Genomic DNA, 20623 nt, shown 5'->3' on the forward strand with positions numbered 1-20623 from the left:
TTCAACAATTGGGCCATTTAATTGAATAACTTCTTTTAAAAAATCGGCGGATTTATGTTAAAATTTGGGTTAGATTGTGAAGTAATTTACTTAAACTAACGGGGCAGTTTAGTTTAAAAAGAAGGATATATAAATATTTTCATAGAAGTTGTGTATTAATCAAATGGTTTGGTGGTGACTTAATGGAGATTGAGAGAATATATAGTGATTTACCAATATTAGAAACTGAACGTCTTATTCTTAGAAAAGTTACTTTAGAAGACGTTGAAGATATGTATTTATACGGTTCTGATGAAGAAGTAGCAAGATATGTTACTTGGGATACACACAAATCAATTACCGACACAAAAGGTTTTATTGAATTTATTTTAAACAAATATCAAAATAAGCAAGTAGCTCCCTGGGGAATTGAATATAAGGAAAATGGAAGATTCATTGGGACTATTGATTTTGTTTGGTGGCAACCAAATCACAAAACTGCTGAAATCGGTTATGTTCTATCTAAAGAGTATTGGGGAAAGGGTTTAACTACAGAAGCGGTAAAGGAAATAATAAGATTTGGTTTTAATAAAATGGATTTAGTTCGCATACAAGCAAGATGTTTTGTAGAAAATATCGGTTCTTCACGGGTAATGGAAAAGTCGGGAATGCAATTTGAAGGGATCATTAGAAAAGCGTTGTTAGTTAAAGGAAAGCATCAAGATTTAAAAATGTACTCTATTTTAAGAGAAGATTGTTAGGAATCCCTATAAGTAATGAATTGGTTAAGGCACGTAATCAACTATGGTAGGCATTACTTTGATGAATAAATATAGTTATTCAACTAACGAGGGCGTTAGTTTAACAAGCTAAAGATAACAATTATGATCATTATATTGATTTTCAACAATCGGGCGCATTTCTAGAGTAAAATGGATCTGTGCTTTTTACATTAAAGGGCCAAATTGTGGAACATTACTATTAAAGAAGAATTGGCAAGAAAGAAGAAATTGTGAAGATTTTCACTTAAACTGACGGGGCAGGATAGTTGAAGAAGGAAGGTTCGTAACATAAACTAAATATGTACATAAATATCGAAGGATATCTGGTTCAATAATCAGAAGACAGGGAAACATTTTCTGGAAGATAAGAAAGGAAATTGTGCCAGATTGGTATCGATAGGGAATGGAGAAATTTAATGTGAACTATTTTCTTGTTTTTCAAAACAAAAGTTTTAAAGAAGAGCATAAAGGTGGGTATTTATGGGCACCTCAAAAAAATGAGACAGGTCAAACGTTTCATCACTGGACTGATATGAAAATGATTAAAAAAAAGGATATTATTTTTAATAGTTTTAATGGGAAATTAGTTTCTGTTTTAATTGCAAAAGAAGATTGTAAAGAGCATGAAAGGCCGACTGGATTAGACCAATTAGACCTTTGGGAGAAAGATGGTTGGTTAGTTAATGCCGAATACATTGATTTAGAGGAACCTATTACATATAAGGATTATATGGAGGATATTTTAAGGCTCCAAGATAAAAAATATGCTCCTTTTAATAAATCGGGACGAGGGAATACAGGTTATCTTTTTAGGGTATCTGAGGACCTCGCAAACTTTTTCTTTGAAATAATTAAAAGGACAAATGGCATTTCAAGTGGGAAGTTTCAGAATGGAAACGATCTTCAAGAAAAAATCATAAAACAAATTGAAAATGATTTAGATTCTGCTATTACATTAGACAAAACAGAAAAAGAAACAATTATTAAGTCTAGAATAGGTCAATCTGCTTTCAAAAAAGCTCTTTTAGCAAAAGAAAAGAAATGTAGATTATGCGGAGTAACGGATGAGCACTTTCTAGTTGCAAGCCATATCAAGCCATGGAGTGAATCCAATAATCAAGAGAGGCTTGATATTAATAATGGCTTGTTATTATGTCCAAATCATGATGCTTTATTTGACAAGGGGTATATTAGTTTTGATGGAGAAGGGAAAATTCTGATAAAGGAAAGCTTGGATGTTACAAATAAAGCACTTCTCAATATTAATGAAACAATGGAAATTAAAATGAATGAGCAGCAGCAAAATTATATGAAGTGGCATAGAGAGAAATTTATAAATAATTAGCATGAGTTGTAGAATCTTCATCCTTTAACCTCTTAAAAGGGGGAATGTAATCTTTCTTAAAAAATGAATGTATACCTTGTTCATTAACGGAAGAGATATTAAAATTTTTATTTGAAAAGCGAAAAATCGTCTGGAACGAAGTGGGATATTGTTAAATGAGGAAATTCTTTATGATTTTTACAGATAATAAAGATGATTTATTTACTAGATAAGAAAGCTTGCATCAGCAATGAAGTGTGAACTCGAATACAAGTTGTGGAATAACGGTAAGTTTGAATTACATAGGGAATAAAGCCCGCATTGAGGATCCCCGATACAGCGTAATTTTTCTTCTTCAACTAGCAAGTGCTTTAATAAAAGATACTGTTCAAAAATAAGTCCCTCAACCAATTGTGGAAGAGGGTCATATTTTATATAGTGATTATATTCAATCAAAACTAAAAAAGCTATGAATAGTTTTTTGTAGCTAGGAACTCCTTTATAGACTAATTTATACGAAATACCGCCTGAAATAACTTGACTACCATTCTGACTACCAGAACGCATGAAATGATATGAAATAATACAATTTTTATTTTTCTAAAGTAGTCATAATTGTAGACTATAATCAATTTATATAGGAAGAAACTCAATTATACAATTGTAAGTTAATCAACGGTAAAGAATCAGTTGGATTCTTAAAAATGGTTAAAGACTTAATCGAAAACCCAGAAGATTTACTTCTAGAAGCTTAATCTGACGGACTTTTCCGAACCTAACACTTACACTCAGACCACCCTTTAATTAGGGTGGTTTTTTTGTTATTTAGGCTTTTTGACCACCAGAGCATTTTCTTTGATTCTTTTAAGTAATTTATAAGCAAATCTGTTGTTTTTTCAATTGTCTCGGTAGTCACATGAGTATAGATGTTTTGATATGTGCATGGCCAAGTATTTTTTGAATAACTTTGATATCTACACCATATGCAAAGAGAAGTGACGCACACGAATGACTTAATCCTTGTAGTTATTCGTGGTAGCTCAAAATGTTAGAATAGCTTTTTTTAGACTTCGTTAACGTAGGAGTTGCGAAAGGGCTCAAAAGAGGTCTCTTTAGTTAAAATAAACTTATGCTTAACTTTTTTCACCTGACATAAGGCGAAGCTTCTTATTTTGTCTTATAAGGTCCTATAAAGTGTAAAACAAAAAAATGATAATATACGGAAATATATTGGGTGATACAATTAGATCACTGGGGTGAATGCTCTTGGTAAGAAAAATAGATGAAGATTTAATTGTAGTAATTGATTTACCAGAAATGTAGTGCGTATACGACGGTCAACTTAAAGTTGTGCCCCACCACCAACTGGATACGGAAAATAGGAGATTAGCTGTAATAAAGGTATTCCAACTCACAGCGAAATAAAGTATACGCAGAAATTTTGAAGAAGTAAACAAGTAAGTGGATGAATAAATTCAATCAACATGTTATAGTAAAAGTAGATAAGCAATTATCACGTTTTTCAGATTTAGAAAAAGTGTTAGCTAAATAAAAAATCGTGCCGAGGTGTTTAACTATGAATGAGCAAACTGTACGAGAACAATCAGTATGGGAACACTACAAGTTTATCGAAGCTGAAAACTATCACTTGAAACGACAATTAGCTAATAAAAACAAAGAAAATAAGCGACTGAAACGTGTTATTAGCGCTTTAAAAGAAAATATGAAACAAGACAAACAACGCTATCGTAATAATGGAAAAGCTAAATGTAATTTGAATAAATAGGTTAAAATATACTAATAAGATTACTGGAACAACCAGGAGTGAGCACTGAATTTACGCATTTACTGCGTTTGTTTGGTGCTCTTTTTTATAAAAGAAGATTTTTACATTAATCGAGAAGTATATAAAATATCTACATTTTAAAAGAAATTCAATATATATTCACTGGGAATAACTTAATTTTCTATACTTTAACTGATGGATAATATAGTAGAATGAATCTATGGAAGGTACTTTTTTACTTTAGAGGGCATTTTTCCTCTCGTTATACAAGAATTACTACCTTTAGCCTTAATACCATTCTTTTTGGCTTCATTATAAAGTTCTAAGATATGTATCTTCAACTTTCTTTTAGTAATATAATATATAAAAATAGAATATGTTTTTATTAACAAATAGAGTTATAGAGGAGATTTAATAATGATAATGTTTTTAGAAGAAACCTTGTTAGTAATTACAGCAACATTAGTAAGTATTTATTTATACGGCATTCAGAGTATATCATCTGGTAAGTTTACAGAAATACTTTGGGCTACACCTATAATATTAATAATAGTAGCTGTAATTATTTATATAAAAAAACAAAAATTACAAAAATAATTAGAACGCAAATAAGCAACAATACCAGTTTCAACAAGAAAACTACTTGCTGGAGCTATCCTCATTCATTATTCATCTTCAACATATTCCAAGATGTCACCTGGTTGACAATCTAGAGCTTTACAAATTTCATTTAATGTTGTAAATCTAATAGCTTTTGCTTTGTTATTTTTTAAAATAGAGAGATTAGCCTTAGTGATTCCCAATTTATTAGCAAGTTCAGTTGAACTCATTTTTCTTTTTACCATAATTAAATCTAAATTCACTTGGATGGTCATAGTATCTCCTTTCTTAATTAAACTGTATAATCATTTTCATTTTTTATTTCAATTGCTGTTTTAAATAGATTTGCGAAAACAAGGCTTAATAGACATATTACTAATGAAACAAATGAAACAACTAGACATGATACGATTGTGAACGCATATAGGTATATGCCGTAAACAATGAATAATCCTAGAGTAGTTAAATTAAAAAGAAGTAACTCACTGAAAGAACATTTAGAGATTATTTTCAATAGTTTTGGCATATCTGATGAAAAAGGTTTATTTAACAATAATAGTTTGCACATCTTTTTTAAAGAGAATAGAGCTATTAAGTAAGGAATAGCACAGATATAAATTGCAATGACTACAACCATATCTAAGTTTGTATCGGTCATAGATAAGGCACTTTTAAAAAAAGCTGTCATTACCAATGGCAAAGAAATAAGAGCTAATAGTGTTAGAAAAATTCCAGCCATCACCAAACCATTTGTAACTTTTATGATATTTTTATTCATTTTTTCAACTTCCTTTCTTTAATGAAATTATACTACCACCTTTTTTATCGAAAAACAATAAAAAAATATTGATTTACGAAAACAATAAAAAAGAACCATAAAGGTTCTTTTTTTCAATTACTGATCAAATCTCTTTACGATTTTTAAGCCAAACATCATAGTAAAGAAAAGAACTCCCATCACGTAATACAGAACATACTCTACCCGTATCATCGAGCTTTTGTTATTTATAAATAAAACAAATAGTATTACAGCACCAACAATATGAGAAAGACCGAAGATTTGAGCCATAAATTTCAAACTCAGCTTTTCAATTCTTTCATCCATTACTGGCAATGGATACTCTTCTGATTCTGTTTTCTTCTTAAAGAATAACTTTTTTAGAAGCGCAAAGGCTAATCCGAAGAAAATAAAGGCTACAAAATAAAGAAGAGTTGCTTCAAGGCCATCACTAAAATAAATTAATATAGTTCCTAGTATAAGGATGATAATATAAGATATCGCTTGTTCAATAGCTTTGCTTTTCAATGTTATTCCTCCCCAGTTTTATCTAATTGAAATAAGTCCTCCACTTTACAATTAAAAAATTCACATAATTTTAAGGCTAATTCTAAGCTAGGGTTATATCTGTTTTTCTCGATAGCGATGAGGGATTGCCTGGTAATATTAACAGCTGAAGCGAGTTGTTCTTGGGTGATGTCTCTAACAACGCGGAATTGTTTTACTTTATTTATGACCAAATCCACCATTTCTCCTTTATGTGAGTCTTGTTACAGTGATTATATCCATTTTAAGGAAGTGTGTCAATGTACCTTTACAAAATGTATATGAAACATTACATCCTAAATGGAACCATCCGTGACTTGTATTCACTACCATTGCGAAACAAAAGTAAGAATTCCATGGGGGGCGACAAAAAAATACTCGAAAGACAGCTAGACCATGCAATGGTGCATAAAGAAGATTCGTTTTATTCACAGGGGGTAGTGACAAAGCCAGATCTTGTTGTCAGGGGTGTTAAATATTGATCCAAAAAACTGTTCATCATTATATTTGAACGGGAAGAAATTCGTTGCCTACACTTATTTTGATTCTCCTTGTGATTTCTCAAAAGTAAGGAGAAAATTATCAGAACGGTAAGTTGAACAAATAGTCGATATGTTACACATTTCAAAGATTTTGTGAATCAAAAAACAGCTCAAATTTTGAGCTGTCGGTTAGTAATGAATTTTTAATATAATCGTTGATTATTACAAGGTGGGAATCCATTTATATCTTGAATCATGTGGAAATCATATTTTTTTAACGCAAATTGAGTATGATACAGATATTCAATAACAAGGAGCTTTCCATCTGATACACCACACAATATGCCTGATGTTCCTTGCCCATTTGAAAGCGATATCCCTACCGGTTGACCTATTAAGTACGCAATTTTATGTTGCCATGGCATAGTCATCAATCCTTTCAGAGTATTATATGCTTTCAGTGATATTTAGTGATGTTATGGATAAATAATTAGAGACGATAAATGGATACTATATTACATCAAACAAGTGAAACTTCAAGTCTACAATGGGGAGGGGGATATTGCTGATTCTATATTGAAACCTTTAGGTTAATAAAATATAGAGTCAACAGGTAGATCAGTTGACTTACTGACCTACATTTAGAACCCTATCACAACATAATAATAAGTACATTTTTAACATCTTTCTTCAATTTTTATTATTTAAACCGATAAAGTAAAGAAAACAATTAGAAAGAGGCAAGCATGTTGGAGAGTAAAGAACTTATTTCAGTTATAAATAAATCCGTTGATGAATTGGATTTTGTTACTGCAAGAAGACATATCGAAGAAAATTCAGATTTAGTAAAACATTTTAAAGTGCATTTAAATAGTAACGCCAGAGAAATTCTAAACTTTATCCTTGATAAGAAAAATCAAGGTGCTAAGCCATTAACAAAGTCTGAAATTAATACAATCAATGCAATTAATGTATACGCGTCAAAATTTGATATAAGAGGATTAAAGCTCGTTATAAAAGGAAAAGAGTCTTTATTTCTTCGCGAAGAAGTTTTAGCTTATCTCAATACAGATGCCAAAATTATGTTAGAAGGAATGGGTACTATAAAGTAAGATTCCTGACCATTAGGTATTGATGAAAGAGTAAGATTTGGGTTATTACATTAAAAATAAATACGATAAGTATTAATAATCAAGCACATCCAAATGGGTGTGCTTTTTCTATGGTGATACTTAACGCATTCATTAATTATAAAGCGCAAACGGTAAAAATTACTAAGGGGGAAAGGAATATGCAAACATTTAAAGGTAGAATAGTACTTGGTGAAAATCTAACAGGTGATTGTGTTGTTATTGGATTAAGTTTGGGGCAAAAGAAGAGTATGTAAGCGCAGCAGGATTTTTATTTAAAAAAATATGCAACCAAAACCCTCTAAATAAAGTCAAGTTATAATGGAGTTTTAGTTTGGATAAACTTCTTTTTTTATAAAAAAAAGAGTATAATGCTAATGCTTAAAAATAGATAGAAAAGAAGGTTTTGAGAAGCGTGTCTACATTTTTACAACTAAACACCATCTTTATCAGTATAATTATAGAAGCGTTCCCATTTGTACTGATTGGTGTTTTTATATCAGGTATTATTCAAATGTTCGTTACCGATCAAATGATTGCAAAAATTGTACCTAAAAATAGAGTGCTAGCTGTTTTATATGGTACATTGATAGGAGCGCTATTTCCTTCATGTGAATGTGGGATAATACCAATTGTCCATCGTTTACTTAAAAAGGGAGTTCCTCTTCATGTGGCAATTCCATTTATGTTAACAGGACCAATTATAAATCCAATCGTTTTATTTTCAACATTCATCGCTTTCGGAAATAGCTGGCAAATGGTATGGTATCGTGCAGGATTTGCTATTATCATTGCATTTATCATTGGGATCATACTATCTTACCAATACAAGGGTAAGGGGACACAACTTCTGGATGAAGATGAGCATGATCACCATCATGAACATGCAACAACTCTTTGGCAAAAATTTGTGGGTACATTAAATCATGCAGTTGAGGAATTCTTTTCTGTAGGTAAATATTTAATCATAGGTGCATTTATCGCGGCTTCTATGCAAATTTTTGTGAAAACAGATGTTTTAATGGAACTTGGCCAAACAAAAGCAACATCTTCGTTAGTAATGATGATGTTGGCAGGTATTTTGTCATTATGTTCAGAAGCAGATGCGTTTATCGCGGCATCATTTAGAGGCACTTTCTCGACATCATCATTGGTAGCTTTTTTATTAATTGGTCCAATGGTAGATATCAAAAATTTATTAATGATGTATCATACATTTAAGAAAAAATTCATTGCAGTGCTGATTTTGTATATTGTTGTATTAGTATTTATCAGCTCTATGCTAGTCTAGGAGGGGAATATTGATGATCCGAGCTTTAATCTTAATGGGATTTACGTATTTCTTTTATTACCTCTTTGCTTCAGGCGATAATGCGAAATACATTAATATGAAATATGAGTATATTAACATTCTAGGTATTATATTATTTGCTACTTTAACAGTTGTGCAAATTTTCAATATTGCAAAAGGTGATTCAAAAGTAGAATGTGACTGTGGGCATGACCATGAACATGAGCAAGATAAGCCATGGTGGAAAAGAATTCTTTTTTATGGGTTGTTTGCTTTTCCTTTAATAACGGGATTAGGCTTGCCAATTGCTACACTCGATTCAACCGTTGTTAGGTCGAAGGGATTTTCTTTCCAATCAATCAATACGTTACAAAAGGGTGACCAGTTTATCAAACCTCAGTATCTAAAACCGGATACGAGTGTGTTCTTTGGAAAAGATGGCTATTTAGATTTAATGCAACAAGAGTTAGATGAGTTTTCTAAAATGGATCCTGTTGCTTTAAATGATAATAATTTCTTAATGGGCATGGAAACATTATATAACTTCCCTGGAGACTTCATGGGTAAAACAGTTTCTTATAAAGGGTTTATTTATCATGGTGAAGATCATGAATTAGGGAAGAATCAAGTGTTTGTATTACGTTTTGGTGTTATTCACTGTATCGCAGATGCCGGTGTTTATGGCATGCTTGTACAACTTCCAAAGGATGAACATTTTAAAAATGATGAATGGGTTAATGTAGAAGGAACATTATCTACAATATATTATCAACCTTTTAAATCGAAAATTCCTTATTTAAAAGTAACGAAGATAGAAGATACAGAAAAGCCTGAAGAACCATATACATTCCGTGGCTATGATAATCCTAATGTTAAAGTTAATAAGTAAATAATCAATTTTCACAAAACGGTTGTTCTAACGAGCAACCGTTTTGTTTTTTTGTTTAATCTCATAGATAGCTAGGTTTTCTAATAGAAGTTCTTTTGATGCTGTTTGTAATAATTCTTTTGCTACGGTTTCTAAAGCGTTTTTGTCATTGGGGGAAAGTGTGATCTTTTGTTTATCTAGCGGATGCAAGTCTGTCACCTCAATTACATTATAAGAACATTTGTTCTTGAGTGCAAGTGTTAAATTTAAAGTTCTGAAAATTTCGTTTGAAATAATGAAAACGATTCCACACAGCAAAGAAATGAGGGTGTCAAATATTTGACACAACATTAATAAAAATAGAGCAAAAGACTAGATGTAAGATGTCTGACCATGTAAGATATAGAAGGCTAAAAAATGTATATAACAACAAGATGTACTTATTGAAAAAATAAAAGGAGTATTTTAAATGGATAGCAATATTGAATTTTATATAGATAAGATTGAAGGACAAATTCTAATGGATCTTGCTGATCATGATGACGCAAATCTTTATACAATCGCAAATGAATTAATTAAAAATGAACCAGCAGATAAGTTGGCATCAATTTGCCAAGCTTATGAAGTAGTTAAACATGAATTACTTGGTTAATATGTAAAGAAAGCACTCAAATATGAGTGCTTTTTTTATACAAAATTGATTTAAAGAGACAGAAAATAATATTAATAGTAGCAAAGAGTTAGTGATTTAAAACTTTTGATAAGAATGATTTTGCCCTTTCGGATTTAGGGTCAGAAAAGAACTCTACTGGCTGAGCTACCTCTACAATTTTTCCTTCAGCCATAAATACAATTTGATCACAAATTTCTTTGGCAAACCCCATCTCATGGGTAACAACAACCATTGTCATTCCTTCATGTGCTAATTTACGTATTGCGTCTAATACCTCTTTAACCATTTCAGGGTCCAAGGCTGAAGTAGGTTCATCAAAAAGCATTACATGTGGTTCCATAGCAAGAGCTCTAGCAATTGCCACCCGTTGTTGTTGACCACCAGATAATTGGGATGGGTAAGCATCAAATTTGTCACCAAGTCCTAATGAATCAAGTAACTCTTTTCCATGTGCAATCGCTTTCTCTTTTGGAATACCTTTCACTTTAATTGGTGCAATTGTGACATTTTCTATAGCAGTTAAAAATGGGTATAAGTTAAAGCTTTGAAAAACAAAACCAATTTGTGTTCGGACTTTATTAATGTTTGTTCCTTTTTGATGAATAGGAATATTTTCAACAAGAATTTCACCTTGGTCTATCTCCTCAAGTGCATTAATTGTGCGAATAAGGGTGGATTTACCTGCACCACTTGGCCCAATTAGTGCAACGACGTTAGATTTATCAATTGATAGATTTATATCTTCTAAGACTTTGTTTTTTCCGAAACTCTTCGAAACATTTTTGATAGTTATCATTTTGTTCCCCCCTCTAGAATTCAGTTTTTAACAATCTTTTCTCAAATTGTCTGATGATCAGTGATAATGTAAATGTCACAGCAAAATATACTACAGCTACAAATGACCAAATTTCAATATAGCGATAGGATATTGCTGCTAAGTTAGTAGCTTTTAATGTTAAATCTACTGCAGAAATTGTAGATACGAGAGAAGAGTCTTTTATTAATAATATAAATTGAGATGCCATGGGTGGTAGAGTTTTCCGAATTGCTTGTGGTAGTACTATGAGTTTCATAGCTTGGAAATGAGACATACCTGAGGACCGCGCTGCTTCCATTTGCCCTTTAGGAATAGATTGAATACCGCCTCTCACAATTTCAGCAATAAAAGCAGCGGAGAAAATACCCAACGAGAATATTGAACCCCAAAATGAGCCTAATTTTAAAAATTGCCCTAACACGAAATAAATCCAAATAAGAATAACAATTAATGGTATCCCTCTCATAATTTCTACATAAGCAGAAGCGAGAAAATTGATTAAACGATTTTTAGAAATACGTCCCATACCAACAATGATGCCGATTGGGATGGCTAAAAGTAAAGAAAGAGCTGAAATTCTAAGTGTTAACAGCAAGCCTTTCCAAAATATATCTAGATTATCTGTAATAATACTCCAGTCCGGTTGATAGATCATAAAGGTCCTCCTCCTTTAGGAAAAATATTGTCATATATAAAAAAGGAAGAAAGTAAGGATTGTATAAACGATACTTTCTTCCATATTCGTTATTCGGCTTCTACTTTGTTGTTAATGTTGTCGTACCATTCATCACTTTCGAACCAATATTTTCTTGATTTCAATTCATCTGGTCCATCAATATAGCTGTATAAGAATGAATTTAGCCATTGTACAGTTTTTAAATCATTATGTTTTAAAGCAATACCTAAATTTTCAGCTGAAATTTGATTGTCAATTACTCTAGATTTACCATTTTCTTTGTTCCAAATACGAACAGAAGATTCGTCATAAACTACACCATCGATTTGACCGGATATCATAGCAAGTGCTGCTGCAGGCATTTCTTTATAATCTTTAATTTCTGCATGTTTGAATGTATTTTTTGTAATTAATTGTCCTGTTGTACCGATAACTGTAGCAATTTTCATTCCTTTTTTGTCTAAGTCTGTCCATTCTTTTGTAGTCGTATCTGAACTTGGTACAAGTGCTACTTGTTTTGTTTTATAGTATGGATTTGCGAAGCTAACAGATAAAGCACGTGGTCCTGTAATCGTCATCCCAGAAACGATCATATCGATTTCTCCAACTTGTAAAGCAGCGATTAATCCATCAAAGGAATATTCTTTAAACTCAACTTTTACCCCAAGAGCTTTTCCAATTGCTTTTGCTGTATCGATATCGTAACCAACATATTTTCCTTTCAAATCTACCATTTCGAAAGGTGCATAGCCAGGTGCAGTCCCAATTACGATTTTTTTGTTTTTCTTAACCTTTTCAATCGTAGATGTACCGCTATCAGAACTACTACTATCTGCTCCAGAACCTCCACATGCAGTTAAAATTACTGAAAGTACTATCATAAGTAGAACAAATACCTTTTTCATCTAAACATCCCCTTTATCTATTTATTTAATAGAATGCATATCATCAATACCCCTTTGTAAAAATGATGATTACAATCTTTTAAACTATTGATAGTACAAAATATGTATTACTAATGATGAATATGTTCTCAATTACAAGGAAAATAATAGTTGGAATCCATTTTGCTGTAAGATTAGTATATTTAAATTATTATTGAATCAATTTCATAATTCAAAGATCTATAAAATATACGAACATATAATGGGCCATTGTTATATGCCTTCTCTATTGGAACATTGTCTATAAATCGCCATCTGGAGTGGCTTACTAAGTAAATACTAGAAAGGAAATATTATCCGAATTATTGAGTTGATTATTTAGAATATATTCGTATTGTTAAACTAGAAAAGTATAATGAAATTGAATCATCTATATTAATATTGTGTTTCGAAAGTAGAATAGTAGACGTAGAGAACAAACTAAAATACATATGATTTATTTAGAGTTTTCTGATAAAATGATATCCATAAATGAAAGAGGTGAATAAAATGGAACAGTATTGGTTATTTGTGACAATGTGTATCTTACTAATACTTTTACCCGGACCTGATACAGCAATTGCGACAAAAAATACTTTAACTTTAGGGAAAAAGGGTGGCTTAAAAACAATATTAGGTACTTGTTGTGCCTTGCTAATTCATACATTAGCAGCAGTAGTAGGTTTGTCTGCAATAATCGCAAAATCTGCATTTATCTTTTCCATCTTTAAATATATAGGTGGGGGATACTTAATTTATCTAGGTGTAAAATCATTTATTTCTATGAGAAAACAAAAAATGGAGATTTTGAAAGAAGATGAGGTAAAATATGATGATTATTCTTGTTTTAAACAAGGATTTTTAACAAATTTACTAAATCCTAAAGTAGCGGTATTCTTTTTGACTTTCTTACCTCAATTTGTGGACCCAAATAATCATTCATTTTTGCCGTTCGTTTGGATGGGGTTGACATATGTTGCTTTAACAGCAATTTGGTTTGTCTTTTATATCCTTCTTTTAAATGCTATACGTACCTTCATGATGAAGCCTCAAACACAATTGGCAATTGAAGGTATTACAGGTACTGTTTTAGTTGGATTTGGTATTAAATTAGCATTAGAGAAAAATTAAACAAGGTCTCAAATTATATGAAAATACTAAAATATAAGATGAAAATAAAAGGAAGATGTTAAAATGGTCCTGAATTTACAAGATGTTTCTTTAAGAAGAGATGAATCGTGGATATTACAACATATTGATTGGGAGATTCAAAAGGGAGAACATTGGGTTTTATATGGCTTGAATGGAGCGGGGAAAACCGCCTTATTAAATATGCTGTGTGCCTATTATTTTCCTACAAGTGGTCAAGTAGAAGTTGTTGGAAAAACTTTTGGAAAATCGGTTCTAGGTGATCAATTACGACGTAAAATAAGTATTGTTTCAGCTGGATTTCAAGAAAAACTAAATCCATTGGACAGTGCTTTTGAAATTGTATTAAGCGGTGCCTATGCTTCCATCGGTTTATATGAAAAACCAACTGCTGAAATACGAAAAAAAGCAATTCAGTTATTACATCAATTAGGGTCAATAGAATATGCAGATCGGGATTATGAAACTTTATCGCAAGGGGAAAAACAACGTATCTTAATGGGGCGTGCATTAATGGGGGAACCAGAGCTACTTATTTTAGACGAACCTGCAACAGGGTTTGACTTTATCGCAAGAGAAGCTTTACTAAAAACAGTTTCTGATATTTCGAATATGGAAAACGGTCCTACAATCATTTATGTTACACATCATGTGGAAGAAATTTTGCCGGTATTTGAAAATACATTATTACTAAAAAAAGGGCAAGTATTCGCGAAAGGTAAAACGAGAGAAATGTTGACAAGTGAAAAGTTAAGTGCATTTTTTGAAGCACCTGTCGAGTGTATTTGGCGAAATGATCGACCACTTATAGTTCTGAAATAATGAAATTTTCTAAAAATTCTGTTGACAGTGGTTAACATTCTGCGTTACAATCCTATCAATCACATAAATCAAAGCAAAGATTGGAAATAGTAAAAAGTGTTGTGAGCGCTAAGAGAGCCGATGGATGGTGTGAATCGGTCGTCAGATACTTTTGAACTCGTCCATGAGCTACTCCGTGAAAAGTACAGTAATGGAGTTCGGATTCCTTCCGTTATTAGGATAGATAGTGATAGCTATCGAATAAGTGGAGCAATTTTAAATTGTTCAATTAGAGTGGTACCGCGAGTATAATCTCGTCTCTATAGTTTTATAGAGACGGGATTTTTTATTTTATTAAAAAAAGAGGAGTGTTGACGATGTCTAGAAAAATTTGGGTTTTTGATACAACTTTACGTGATGGGGAACAAGTTCCAGGAGCAAAACTTAACATTTATGAAAAATTAGAAGTAGCAAAACAACTAAAGAAATTACAAGTTGACATTATTGAAGCAGGCTTCCCAGCTTCATCTACAGGCGATTTTAATGCGGTAAAAGAAGTGGCGATGAAAGTTGGTAACACAGATGATATTATGATTACAGCGTTAGCTCGTGCTGTAAAAGCTGATATCGATGCAGTATATCACAGTGTGAAATATGCAGAAAATCCGATGATTCATATGGTACTTGGTACATCTGATATCCATGTTGAAAAGAAATTCGGTAAATCTAAAGATCAAATTTTAGATATTGGCGTGGAAGCAGTAAAATATGCAAAATCACTAATACCACAAGTTCAATATTCAACAGAAGATGCGTCACGATCAGAATTTGAATATCTTTGGAAAACAATTGAAGCCGTCATTAAGGCAGGTGCAACGATGATTAATGTACCTGATACAGTTGGGTATGCAGTTCCAGAAGAATTTGGTGAAATGATTTATAAATTAAATGATCGTATTAAAAACTTAAATGACCAAGTTTTACTAAGTGTTCACTGCCACAATGATCTTGGCATGGCAACAGCAAACACACTTGCTGCAATCAAAAACGGTGCAGATAAAGTAGAATGTACAATTAACGGTATCGGTGAACGCGCAGGTAATGCTTCGTTAGAAGAAGTAGTTATGGCATTACACACACGTGGCAATTACTTTGGTGACGTTGCAACAAACATTAAAACAAAGGAAATAATGAATACATCAAAACTCGTCAGTAGCTTAATGGGATTGGATGTGCAAGTAAACAAAGCAATCACAGGCGAAAATGCATTTGCCCATTCTTCAGGTATTCACCAAGATGGCCTTCTAAAATCACGTGATGCTTATGAAATTATCCACCCAACAGAAGTTGGTCTAGATGATATGGAACTTGTATTAACAGCACGTTCAGGTCGTCATGCAGTGAAAAATGCATTAGAAAAGTTATCAATTGGTAAAATTTTAGATGAACAATTTGAAGAAATTTTTGCTGATTTCTTAAATCTTGCAGATGCTAAGAAAGAAGTATACAACCACGATTTATATATTCTTGTAGAAAAATACTTTGTTCGTCATCAAATGGCCGAAAAAATTGAGCACCATAGTGATGAATTCTTTGAGCTTGTAGATCTACAAGTAATTAGTAATACAACATTCCCATCTGCAAGTATCAAAGTCAAAAAAGGTGACGAAATATTTAGCGCAAGCACAGTTGGAACTGGACCAATCGATGCACTATACTCTGCTATGAAAGAAATCATCGATATGGACATTAAACTTCTTGAATATAAAATCTCAAGCGTTTCACGAGGTAAGGAAGCACTAGGTAAAGTAAAACTACAAGTTGAATACAATGGTGAAAAATATATAGCAAAAGCAACAGATACAGATGTTATCAAAGCAAGTGCTCTTGCATATATGAATGCAGTAAATAGTATCGTTGTAGAAAAACTTCTTCCAGTTTAATTGAATAAGTTAAAAGAGTGATGGCATATGATTTTTGCGCCATCACTCTTTTATTTTTTGTTACCTAAACTATTTTACATGTGAATTCTGTTCAGCTTTTATCAAATAATCGATTATCCCCATAGCACTTACAGCTAAATCGAGTGGGATTACTTTGAAAATTGGATGATTTTCAGTTAATCCTTTTAATTTTAATTCTTTAAATATTGTTTCTGTCAATATTTGCTCAGTACGATTTACTTGCTTTGTAAATTCACTTTCTTCTTGCATAGCTTGACGGCCTGCTTGAACGAAAATTGGTAAATAACGTCTTACTTCTTCATACGCATATTCTGGATTTGAATATGCACCATAATGGCCGAAGTAAATCATCTCAGGTTTTATTTTTTCGTAAAGTCGAATGGATTCATCCATTAAATCAGGATCAAATTGATTTGGAGAAGTAGAAGGTAAAATTACGTCAAAATCTTCTTCGGCCATGTCAGGATAATATACTCCTGTTGTATCTCCAACAAACATCCCATTCGTCATTGAATCATGAATGGAAATATGATGATTTGCATGTCCTTTCGTATGGTAGAAAGTGAGAGTAGATGTTCCCAAATTTAAACTTTCACCATCTTCTACTGAATGGAATCGTTCTTCAGCAATTGGGAGAATCTCACCGAAAATGTCATCGAATTTTTCACCATATACTGATTTAGCACTAGCAATCAATCTGCTTGGGTCTACTAAATGGCGCATACCTTTTGGATGCACAAACACTTTTGCTTTAGGACAATGCTGCATAAATACGCCTGCACCACCTGCATGATCTAAATGAATATGCGTCAAAATTAAATAATCAATATCAGAAGGTGAAATATTTAACTCCTCTAATGCTTTTAAAATATATGGTACGGATGGGCTTGCAGATGTTTCAATCAATGCAATTTTCTCATCCTTCAACAAAAAAGAGCTCGTCCGATTCGGTAATCCTAAATCATACGTATCAATACAAAACAAATGCTCAGCAATCTTCTCAAACTTAGCCATATAAACCCTCCACATCATCAAATTAAGTATATATTAACATATAATAGAATTTATTTGTAATTATTAAGAGAAGAGTGATTATAGGGATATAGTATTGGCACTTGCCATTGGAAAAGGTTCACCGTCGCGGAAATCAACGTTTAATTATCGATAAATAATAAAAAAAGACCGTAGATATAATCGAATTTCTTCGTGTGTGGTCTACGGTCTGAACCGTCCATTATTTTGGACAACTCCTGAAAAATTTATTATTTTATACTCTATAAAACCTTATTAAATAGTGAACTTTTGAATATCTTCTTTTAAGGAAACAGATCTGTCCTTTAATTCTTTGGATATATGATCGATCTCTTGTACAGAAGCATTTTGTTCTTGTATGGATGCAGCGATAGTTTCCATTTGATCGGATGCACATTCTGCTTGATTTGAAATCTCTGCAATGGAAGCAGCAACTTCTTCTGCACTTGCAGAAATTTGTTGAGATGAAGCAGAAATTTCTTCAATTTGAGTAGTCATTGAACGTACAGATTCGGTAATAGAACCAAAGGAAACATCTGCTTGATTGATAACAGTAACACCTTCTTTTACTGTATCCAATCCTTGTATTACACCTTCTTCAACATTCTTAGTATTACGTTGTATTGTTTCAACTAAGTTTACAATATGAGTGGCTGATGTTTTTGATTCTTCAGCTAACTTTCGTACTTCATCAGCAACCACTGCAAAGCCTTTTCCGTGTTCGCCAGCACGAGCTGCCTCAATGGCTGCATTAAGTGCAAGTAAGTTTGTTTGTTCCGTAATTTCCGTAATAACTTGTGTAATTTTTTCTATTTCTTTCGTTTGATTACCTAATTGTTTAGTTAAATCTGTGACTTGAACAGTAGCATCAAAAATTTCTTGCATTTGATCTTTCGCTTCAGCTAATTTTTGTTGACCTTCTCTAGAGTGATTCAATGTTTCTAAAGCATTATTCAATAAGCTTTGGGTAGATTCAGCAATTTTTTGAACTCCAAAAGCTGTTTCATCCATAGCGTTTGCACTGTCTTTTGAAGCGACTAAAGATAATTTAGCATTTTGAGCAGTCATGTCAACTAAATTAGATACATCATCTGTAGAAGAAGCAACTTCAGATGTACTCGATGATAATTCATAAGCTGTAGTGCTTAAATGATCTGAACTGCTCTTAGTTTTGTATAATAATCCTTGTAAATTGTCTTTCATCTTATTAAAAGCATTTGCTAAATCGGCGAATTCATCTTTAGTTTTAAGCTTAATAAGCTTACCTGTTAAATCTCCATTTGCAACACGAGTTATTGCGTTTAATAATTGACGGATAGGTGCAGTTAATTTTTTTATCATAATGATACTAACTAATAAAGCGATAATAAGAGCAATAATGAAACCCCAGATAGCAGTATTTAAAGCAAATGAAGCATCACTTCTCGTTGCTTCTTTAATAATGGCTAATTCTTTATTTTGATGTTGTGTCATACCTTCAGTATTTGTTAAAATTTTTTCATTTGTAGGTTGTACTTTGTTATTCAATAGCTGAATTGCTTTTTTCGTATCTTTGTTTTGGAATGCATCTACGGTTTCTTGAGCATATTGGTCAAAATTTGCTTTTTCTGTAATTGAATCTTTAATTAGTTGTTGCATTGTTGATGATCTAGCTGTTTTATCTAATCTGTCTAGTGTTTTATCTAAATTTTGTTGTTCTTTTTTCATCTTATCAAGTGCTACATTCTGGTTTTGTAAGATGTAACTTCGTAAATAAGAACCTTGTAATGCCGTTTCATATTGAACATCTTTTACTAATTCTACCTGTTCAATACGATGATTAACCAATTCATCTATAGAATTTGCTGATTTTTTGGCATTGATCATATTGATTATAGAAGTCACTGCTATAATTAAGATAAATACACTAAATGATAGAAATAGTTTTTTACCTATTTTCACAAAAAAACCTTCTTTCATAATATACTGCGAATTAATTATTTATAACTTTTTACCTGTTAATCATATCGTACTTTTCGATTAAATAAAACTTATTTTGTTATAAAAATAGTTTAAATTTACCAATAAAATATGTGTAATTTGATATAAATAAATTATTCTGGATAGGAAAGGTGTTATGTAATGGAGATAAGAGAGTTAAATTATTTTGTTACTGTTGCAAAATATAAAAGTTTTACAAAAGCTTCTGAAGCTTTACATGTTACACAACCAACGCTTAGTAAAGTCGTCAAATCATTAGAAAAACAGTTAGATGTCACATTATTTCATCGTTCTGCAAGAAGAAGTGAATTAACGGATGTAGGGGAAGTCGTATATGGACAGGCCTTAAAAATATTAAATTTAGTAGAAGAATTAGATGTTGTCTTAGAAGATGTAACCCATTTACAAAAAGGGAAGATTAAAATCGGCATGCCTCCTTTAATTGGTATTCTGTTTTTCCCTAAAATGATTAAAGGATTTCAAGAAAAATTCCCTGGGATTACGATTGAAATTGATGAACGAGGCGCAAATGTAATTAAAGATTTAGTAGCAACAGGTGAATTAGATCTTGGTTTTGTCATGTTACCTGCAGATATGGAAGAATTTCATGTTATTCCATACACGTCCCAACAGCTTATGCTAATCGTAAATCGATCCAACCCTTTAGCAAACAAAGAAACAGTCATGATGAAGGATTTAAAAAATGAGCCAATGCTACTTTTTAGTCAAGATTTCACGCTACATGATTGCATATTACAAGAATGTGAGCAGGCAGGATTTACACCAAATATTGCTTATGAAAGTTCTCAATGGGATTTTATAAGTCAAATGGTAGAACATGATCTTGGTATTGCTATGTTTCCAAAAGCGATTGCAGAGAAGGTAAATCCAATGGCAGTAAAGGCAATTCCTATCGTAAACCCATCTATTCCGTGGGAAATTGTGCTTATCGCTAAAAAAGGTCATTACGTATCTCATGCAACGAAAGGATTTATCAAATATATTGCACCGAACTATGCCATTTAGGCATACAAAATATAAA

At 32.1% G+C, this 20623-nt stretch carries 24 protein-coding genes and 1 other annotated feature; of the genes, 13 read left to right on the forward strand and 11 right to left on the reverse strand.

What is annotated here, in order from left to right; genetic code table 11:
- Window positions 1–182: 182 nt before the first annotated feature.
- The 4 genes from ACIQ4I_RS12425 to ACIQ4I_RS12440 all read left to right on the forward strand — a co-directional run bounded on the left by ACIQ4I_RS12425 (window position 183) and on the right by ACIQ4I_RS12440 (window position 4468).
- Window positions 183–740 (forward strand): GNAT family N-acetyltransferase, encoded by a 558-nt coding sequence (locus ACIQ4I_RS12425; protein ID WP_403096301.1) that lies wholly within the window; start codon window positions 183–185, stop codon window positions 738–740.
- Between the two features lie 439 nt (window positions 741–1179).
- Window positions 1180–2106 carry an HNH endonuclease gene (locus tag ACIQ4I_RS12430; RefSeq protein WP_403096303.1) on the forward strand — a complete coding sequence of 309 codons (927 nt, stop codon included), beginning with the start codon at window positions 1180–1182 and terminating at the stop codon, window positions 2104–2106.
- 1555 nt (window positions 2107–3661) lie between these two features.
- Window positions 3662–3871, forward strand: coding sequence for a hypothetical protein (locus ACIQ4I_RS12435; protein WP_403096304.1), 210 nt, complete (start codon window positions 3662–3664; stop codon window positions 3869–3871).
- 417 nt (window positions 3872–4288) lie between these two features.
- Window positions 4289–4468 (forward strand): hypothetical protein, encoded by a 180-nt coding sequence (locus ACIQ4I_RS12440; protein ID WP_403096306.1) that lies wholly within the window; start codon window positions 4289–4291, stop codon window positions 4466–4468.
- A gap of 68 nt (window positions 4469–4536) precedes the next feature.
- On the opposite strand, the gene ACIQ4I_RS12445 is transcribed toward ACIQ4I_RS12440, so the two are convergent.
- The 4 genes from ACIQ4I_RS12445 to ACIQ4I_RS12460 form a co-directional block, all read right to left on the reverse strand.
- Entirely contained in the window at window positions 4537–4746 is a 210-nt protein-coding gene (locus ACIQ4I_RS12445) for a helix-turn-helix domain-containing protein (RefSeq protein WP_403096307.1), read from the reverse strand.
- Window positions 4747–4763: 17 nt separating this feature from the next.
- The gene (locus ACIQ4I_RS12450) at window positions 4764–5249 is read right to left on the reverse strand and encodes a DUF2975 domain-containing protein (RefSeq protein WP_403096309.1); all 486 of its coding nucleotides are present in this window, start codon (window positions 5247–5249) and stop codon (window positions 4764–4766) included.
- Between the two features lie 117 nt (window positions 5250–5366).
- Window positions 5367–5777, reverse strand: coding sequence for a hypothetical protein (locus ACIQ4I_RS12455; protein ID WP_403096311.1), 411 nt, complete (start codon window positions 5775–5777; stop codon window positions 5367–5369).
- A 2-nt stretch (window positions 5778–5779) separates the two neighbouring features.
- Window positions 5780–5989 carry a helix-turn-helix transcriptional regulator gene (locus ACIQ4I_RS12460; protein ID WP_397537940.1) on the reverse strand — a complete coding sequence of 70 codons (210 nt, stop codon included), beginning with the start codon at window positions 5987–5989 and terminating at the stop codon, window positions 5780–5782.
- A gap of 66 nt (window positions 5990–6055) precedes the next feature.
- On the opposite strand from ACIQ4I_RS12460, the gene ACIQ4I_RS12465 reads away from it, so the two are divergent.
- The gene (locus tag ACIQ4I_RS12465; protein ID WP_403096312.1) at window positions 6056–6277 is read left to right on the forward strand and encodes a hypothetical protein; all 222 of its coding nucleotides are present in this window, start codon (window positions 6056–6058) and stop codon (window positions 6275–6277) included.
- Between the two features lie 203 nt (window positions 6278–6480).
- Here the strand turns inward: ACIQ4I_RS12465 and ACIQ4I_RS12470 are convergent, their stop codons facing one another.
- The gene (locus tag ACIQ4I_RS12470) at window positions 6481–6702 is read right to left on the reverse strand and encodes a hypothetical protein (RefSeq protein ID WP_403096314.1); all 222 of its coding nucleotides are present in this window, start codon (window positions 6700–6702) and stop codon (window positions 6481–6483) included.
- Between the two features lie 324 nt (window positions 6703–7026).
- On the opposite strand from ACIQ4I_RS12470, the gene ACIQ4I_RS12475 reads away from it, so the two are divergent.
- The 3 genes from ACIQ4I_RS12475 to ACIQ4I_RS12485 all read left to right on the forward strand — a co-directional run bounded on the left by ACIQ4I_RS12475 (window position 7027) and on the right by ACIQ4I_RS12485 (window position 9587).
- Window positions 7027–7389 (forward strand): hypothetical protein, encoded by a 363-nt coding sequence (locus tag ACIQ4I_RS12475; RefSeq protein WP_403096315.1) that lies wholly within the window; start codon window positions 7027–7029, stop codon window positions 7387–7389.
- Window positions 7390–7813: 424 nt separating this feature from the next.
- Complete coding sequence (locus tag ACIQ4I_RS12480; protein WP_403096316.1) at window positions 7814–8698, forward strand: permease; 885 nt, start codon at window positions 7814–7816, stop codon at window positions 8696–8698.
- Window positions 8699–8711: 13 nt separating this feature from the next.
- The gene (locus ACIQ4I_RS12485; protein WP_403096318.1) at window positions 8712–9587 is read left to right on the forward strand and encodes a TIGR03943 family putative permease subunit; all 876 of its coding nucleotides are present in this window, start codon (window positions 8712–8714) and stop codon (window positions 9585–9587) included.
- A 27-nt stretch (window positions 9588–9614) separates the two neighbouring features.
- On the opposite strand, the gene ACIQ4I_RS12490 is transcribed toward ACIQ4I_RS12485, so the two are convergent.
- Window positions 9615–9776, reverse strand: a complete 162-nt coding sequence (locus ACIQ4I_RS12490) for a hypothetical protein (protein WP_403096319.1) — start codon at window positions 9774–9776, stop codon at window positions 9615–9617.
- Between the two features lie 259 nt (window positions 9777–10035).
- Between ACIQ4I_RS12490 and ACIQ4I_RS12495 the strand changes: the two genes are divergently transcribed.
- Window positions 10036–10218, forward strand: coding sequence for a UPF0158 family protein (locus ACIQ4I_RS12495; RefSeq protein ID WP_403096321.1), 183 nt, complete (start codon window positions 10036–10038; stop codon window positions 10216–10218).
- A gap of 88 nt (window positions 10219–10306) precedes the next feature.
- Here ACIQ4I_RS12495 and ACIQ4I_RS12500 read toward each other — a convergent pair whose 3' ends face one another.
- The 3 genes from ACIQ4I_RS12500 to ACIQ4I_RS12510 all read right to left on the reverse strand — a co-directional run bounded on the left by ACIQ4I_RS12500 (window position 10307) and on the right by ACIQ4I_RS12510 (window position 12637).
- On the reverse strand, window positions 10307–11035 hold the full coding sequence (locus ACIQ4I_RS12500; RefSeq protein ID WP_403096322.1) for an amino acid ABC transporter ATP-binding protein: 729 nt from the start codon (window positions 11033–11035) through the stop codon (window positions 10307–10309).
- Window positions 11036–11048: 13 nt separating this feature from the next.
- Window positions 11049–11711 (reverse strand): amino acid ABC transporter permease, encoded by a 663-nt coding sequence (locus ACIQ4I_RS12505; RefSeq protein WP_403096324.1) that lies wholly within the window; start codon window positions 11709–11711, stop codon window positions 11049–11051.
- Between the two features lie 89 nt (window positions 11712–11800).
- Window positions 11801–12637 carry a transporter substrate-binding domain-containing protein gene (locus tag ACIQ4I_RS12510; RefSeq protein WP_403096325.1) on the reverse strand — a complete coding sequence of 279 codons (837 nt, stop codon included), beginning with the start codon at window positions 12635–12637 and terminating at the stop codon, window positions 11801–11803.
- 528 nt (window positions 12638–13165) lie between these two features.
- Between ACIQ4I_RS12510 and ACIQ4I_RS12515 the strand changes: the two genes are divergently transcribed.
- The 3 genes from ACIQ4I_RS12515 (at window position 13166) to ACIQ4I_RS12525 (ending at window position 16548) form a co-directional block, all read left to right on the forward strand.
- The gene (locus tag ACIQ4I_RS12515) at window positions 13166–13786 is read left to right on the forward strand and encodes a LysE family translocator (RefSeq protein ID WP_403096327.1); all 621 of its coding nucleotides are present in this window, start codon (window positions 13166–13168) and stop codon (window positions 13784–13786) included.
- 63 nt (window positions 13787–13849) lie between these two features.
- A complete protein-coding gene (locus ACIQ4I_RS12520) occupies window positions 13850–14626 on the forward strand; it encodes an ABC transporter ATP-binding protein (protein WP_403096328.1) in 777 nt (258 codons plus the stop codon).
- 67 nt (window positions 14627–14693) lie between these two features.
- Window positions 14694–14930 (forward strand) — a binding site (T-box leader).
- Between the two features lie 52 nt (window positions 14931–14982).
- A complete protein-coding gene (locus tag ACIQ4I_RS12525; protein WP_403096329.1) occupies window positions 14983–16548 on the forward strand; it encodes a 2-isopropylmalate synthase in 1566 nt (521 codons plus the stop codon).
- Window positions 16549–16617: 69 nt separating this feature from the next.
- Here ACIQ4I_RS12525 and ACIQ4I_RS12530 read toward each other — a convergent pair whose 3' ends face one another.
- Both ACIQ4I_RS12530 and ACIQ4I_RS12535 read right to left on the reverse strand, forming a co-directional pair.
- Window positions 16618–17583 carry an MBL fold metallo-hydrolase gene (locus ACIQ4I_RS12530; protein WP_403096330.1) on the reverse strand — a complete coding sequence of 322 codons (966 nt, stop codon included), beginning with the start codon at window positions 17581–17583 and terminating at the stop codon, window positions 16618–16620.
- 273 nt (window positions 17584–17856) lie between these two features.
- Window positions 17857–19542, reverse strand: a complete 1686-nt coding sequence (locus ACIQ4I_RS12535; protein WP_403096332.1) for a methyl-accepting chemotaxis protein — start codon at window positions 19540–19542, stop codon at window positions 17857–17859.
- Between the two features lie 180 nt (window positions 19543–19722).
- Between ACIQ4I_RS12535 and ACIQ4I_RS12540 the strand changes: the two genes are divergently transcribed.
- Window positions 19723–20607, forward strand: coding sequence for a LysR family transcriptional regulator (locus tag ACIQ4I_RS12540; RefSeq protein ID WP_403096334.1), 885 nt, complete (start codon window positions 19723–19725; stop codon window positions 20605–20607).
- Window positions 20608–20623: the final 16 nt, after the last annotated feature.

The organism is Rummeliibacillus sp. NPDC094406, from assembly GCF_044763875.1.
Lineage (GTDB): Bacteria > Bacillota > Bacilli > Bacillales_A > Planococcaceae > Rummeliibacillus.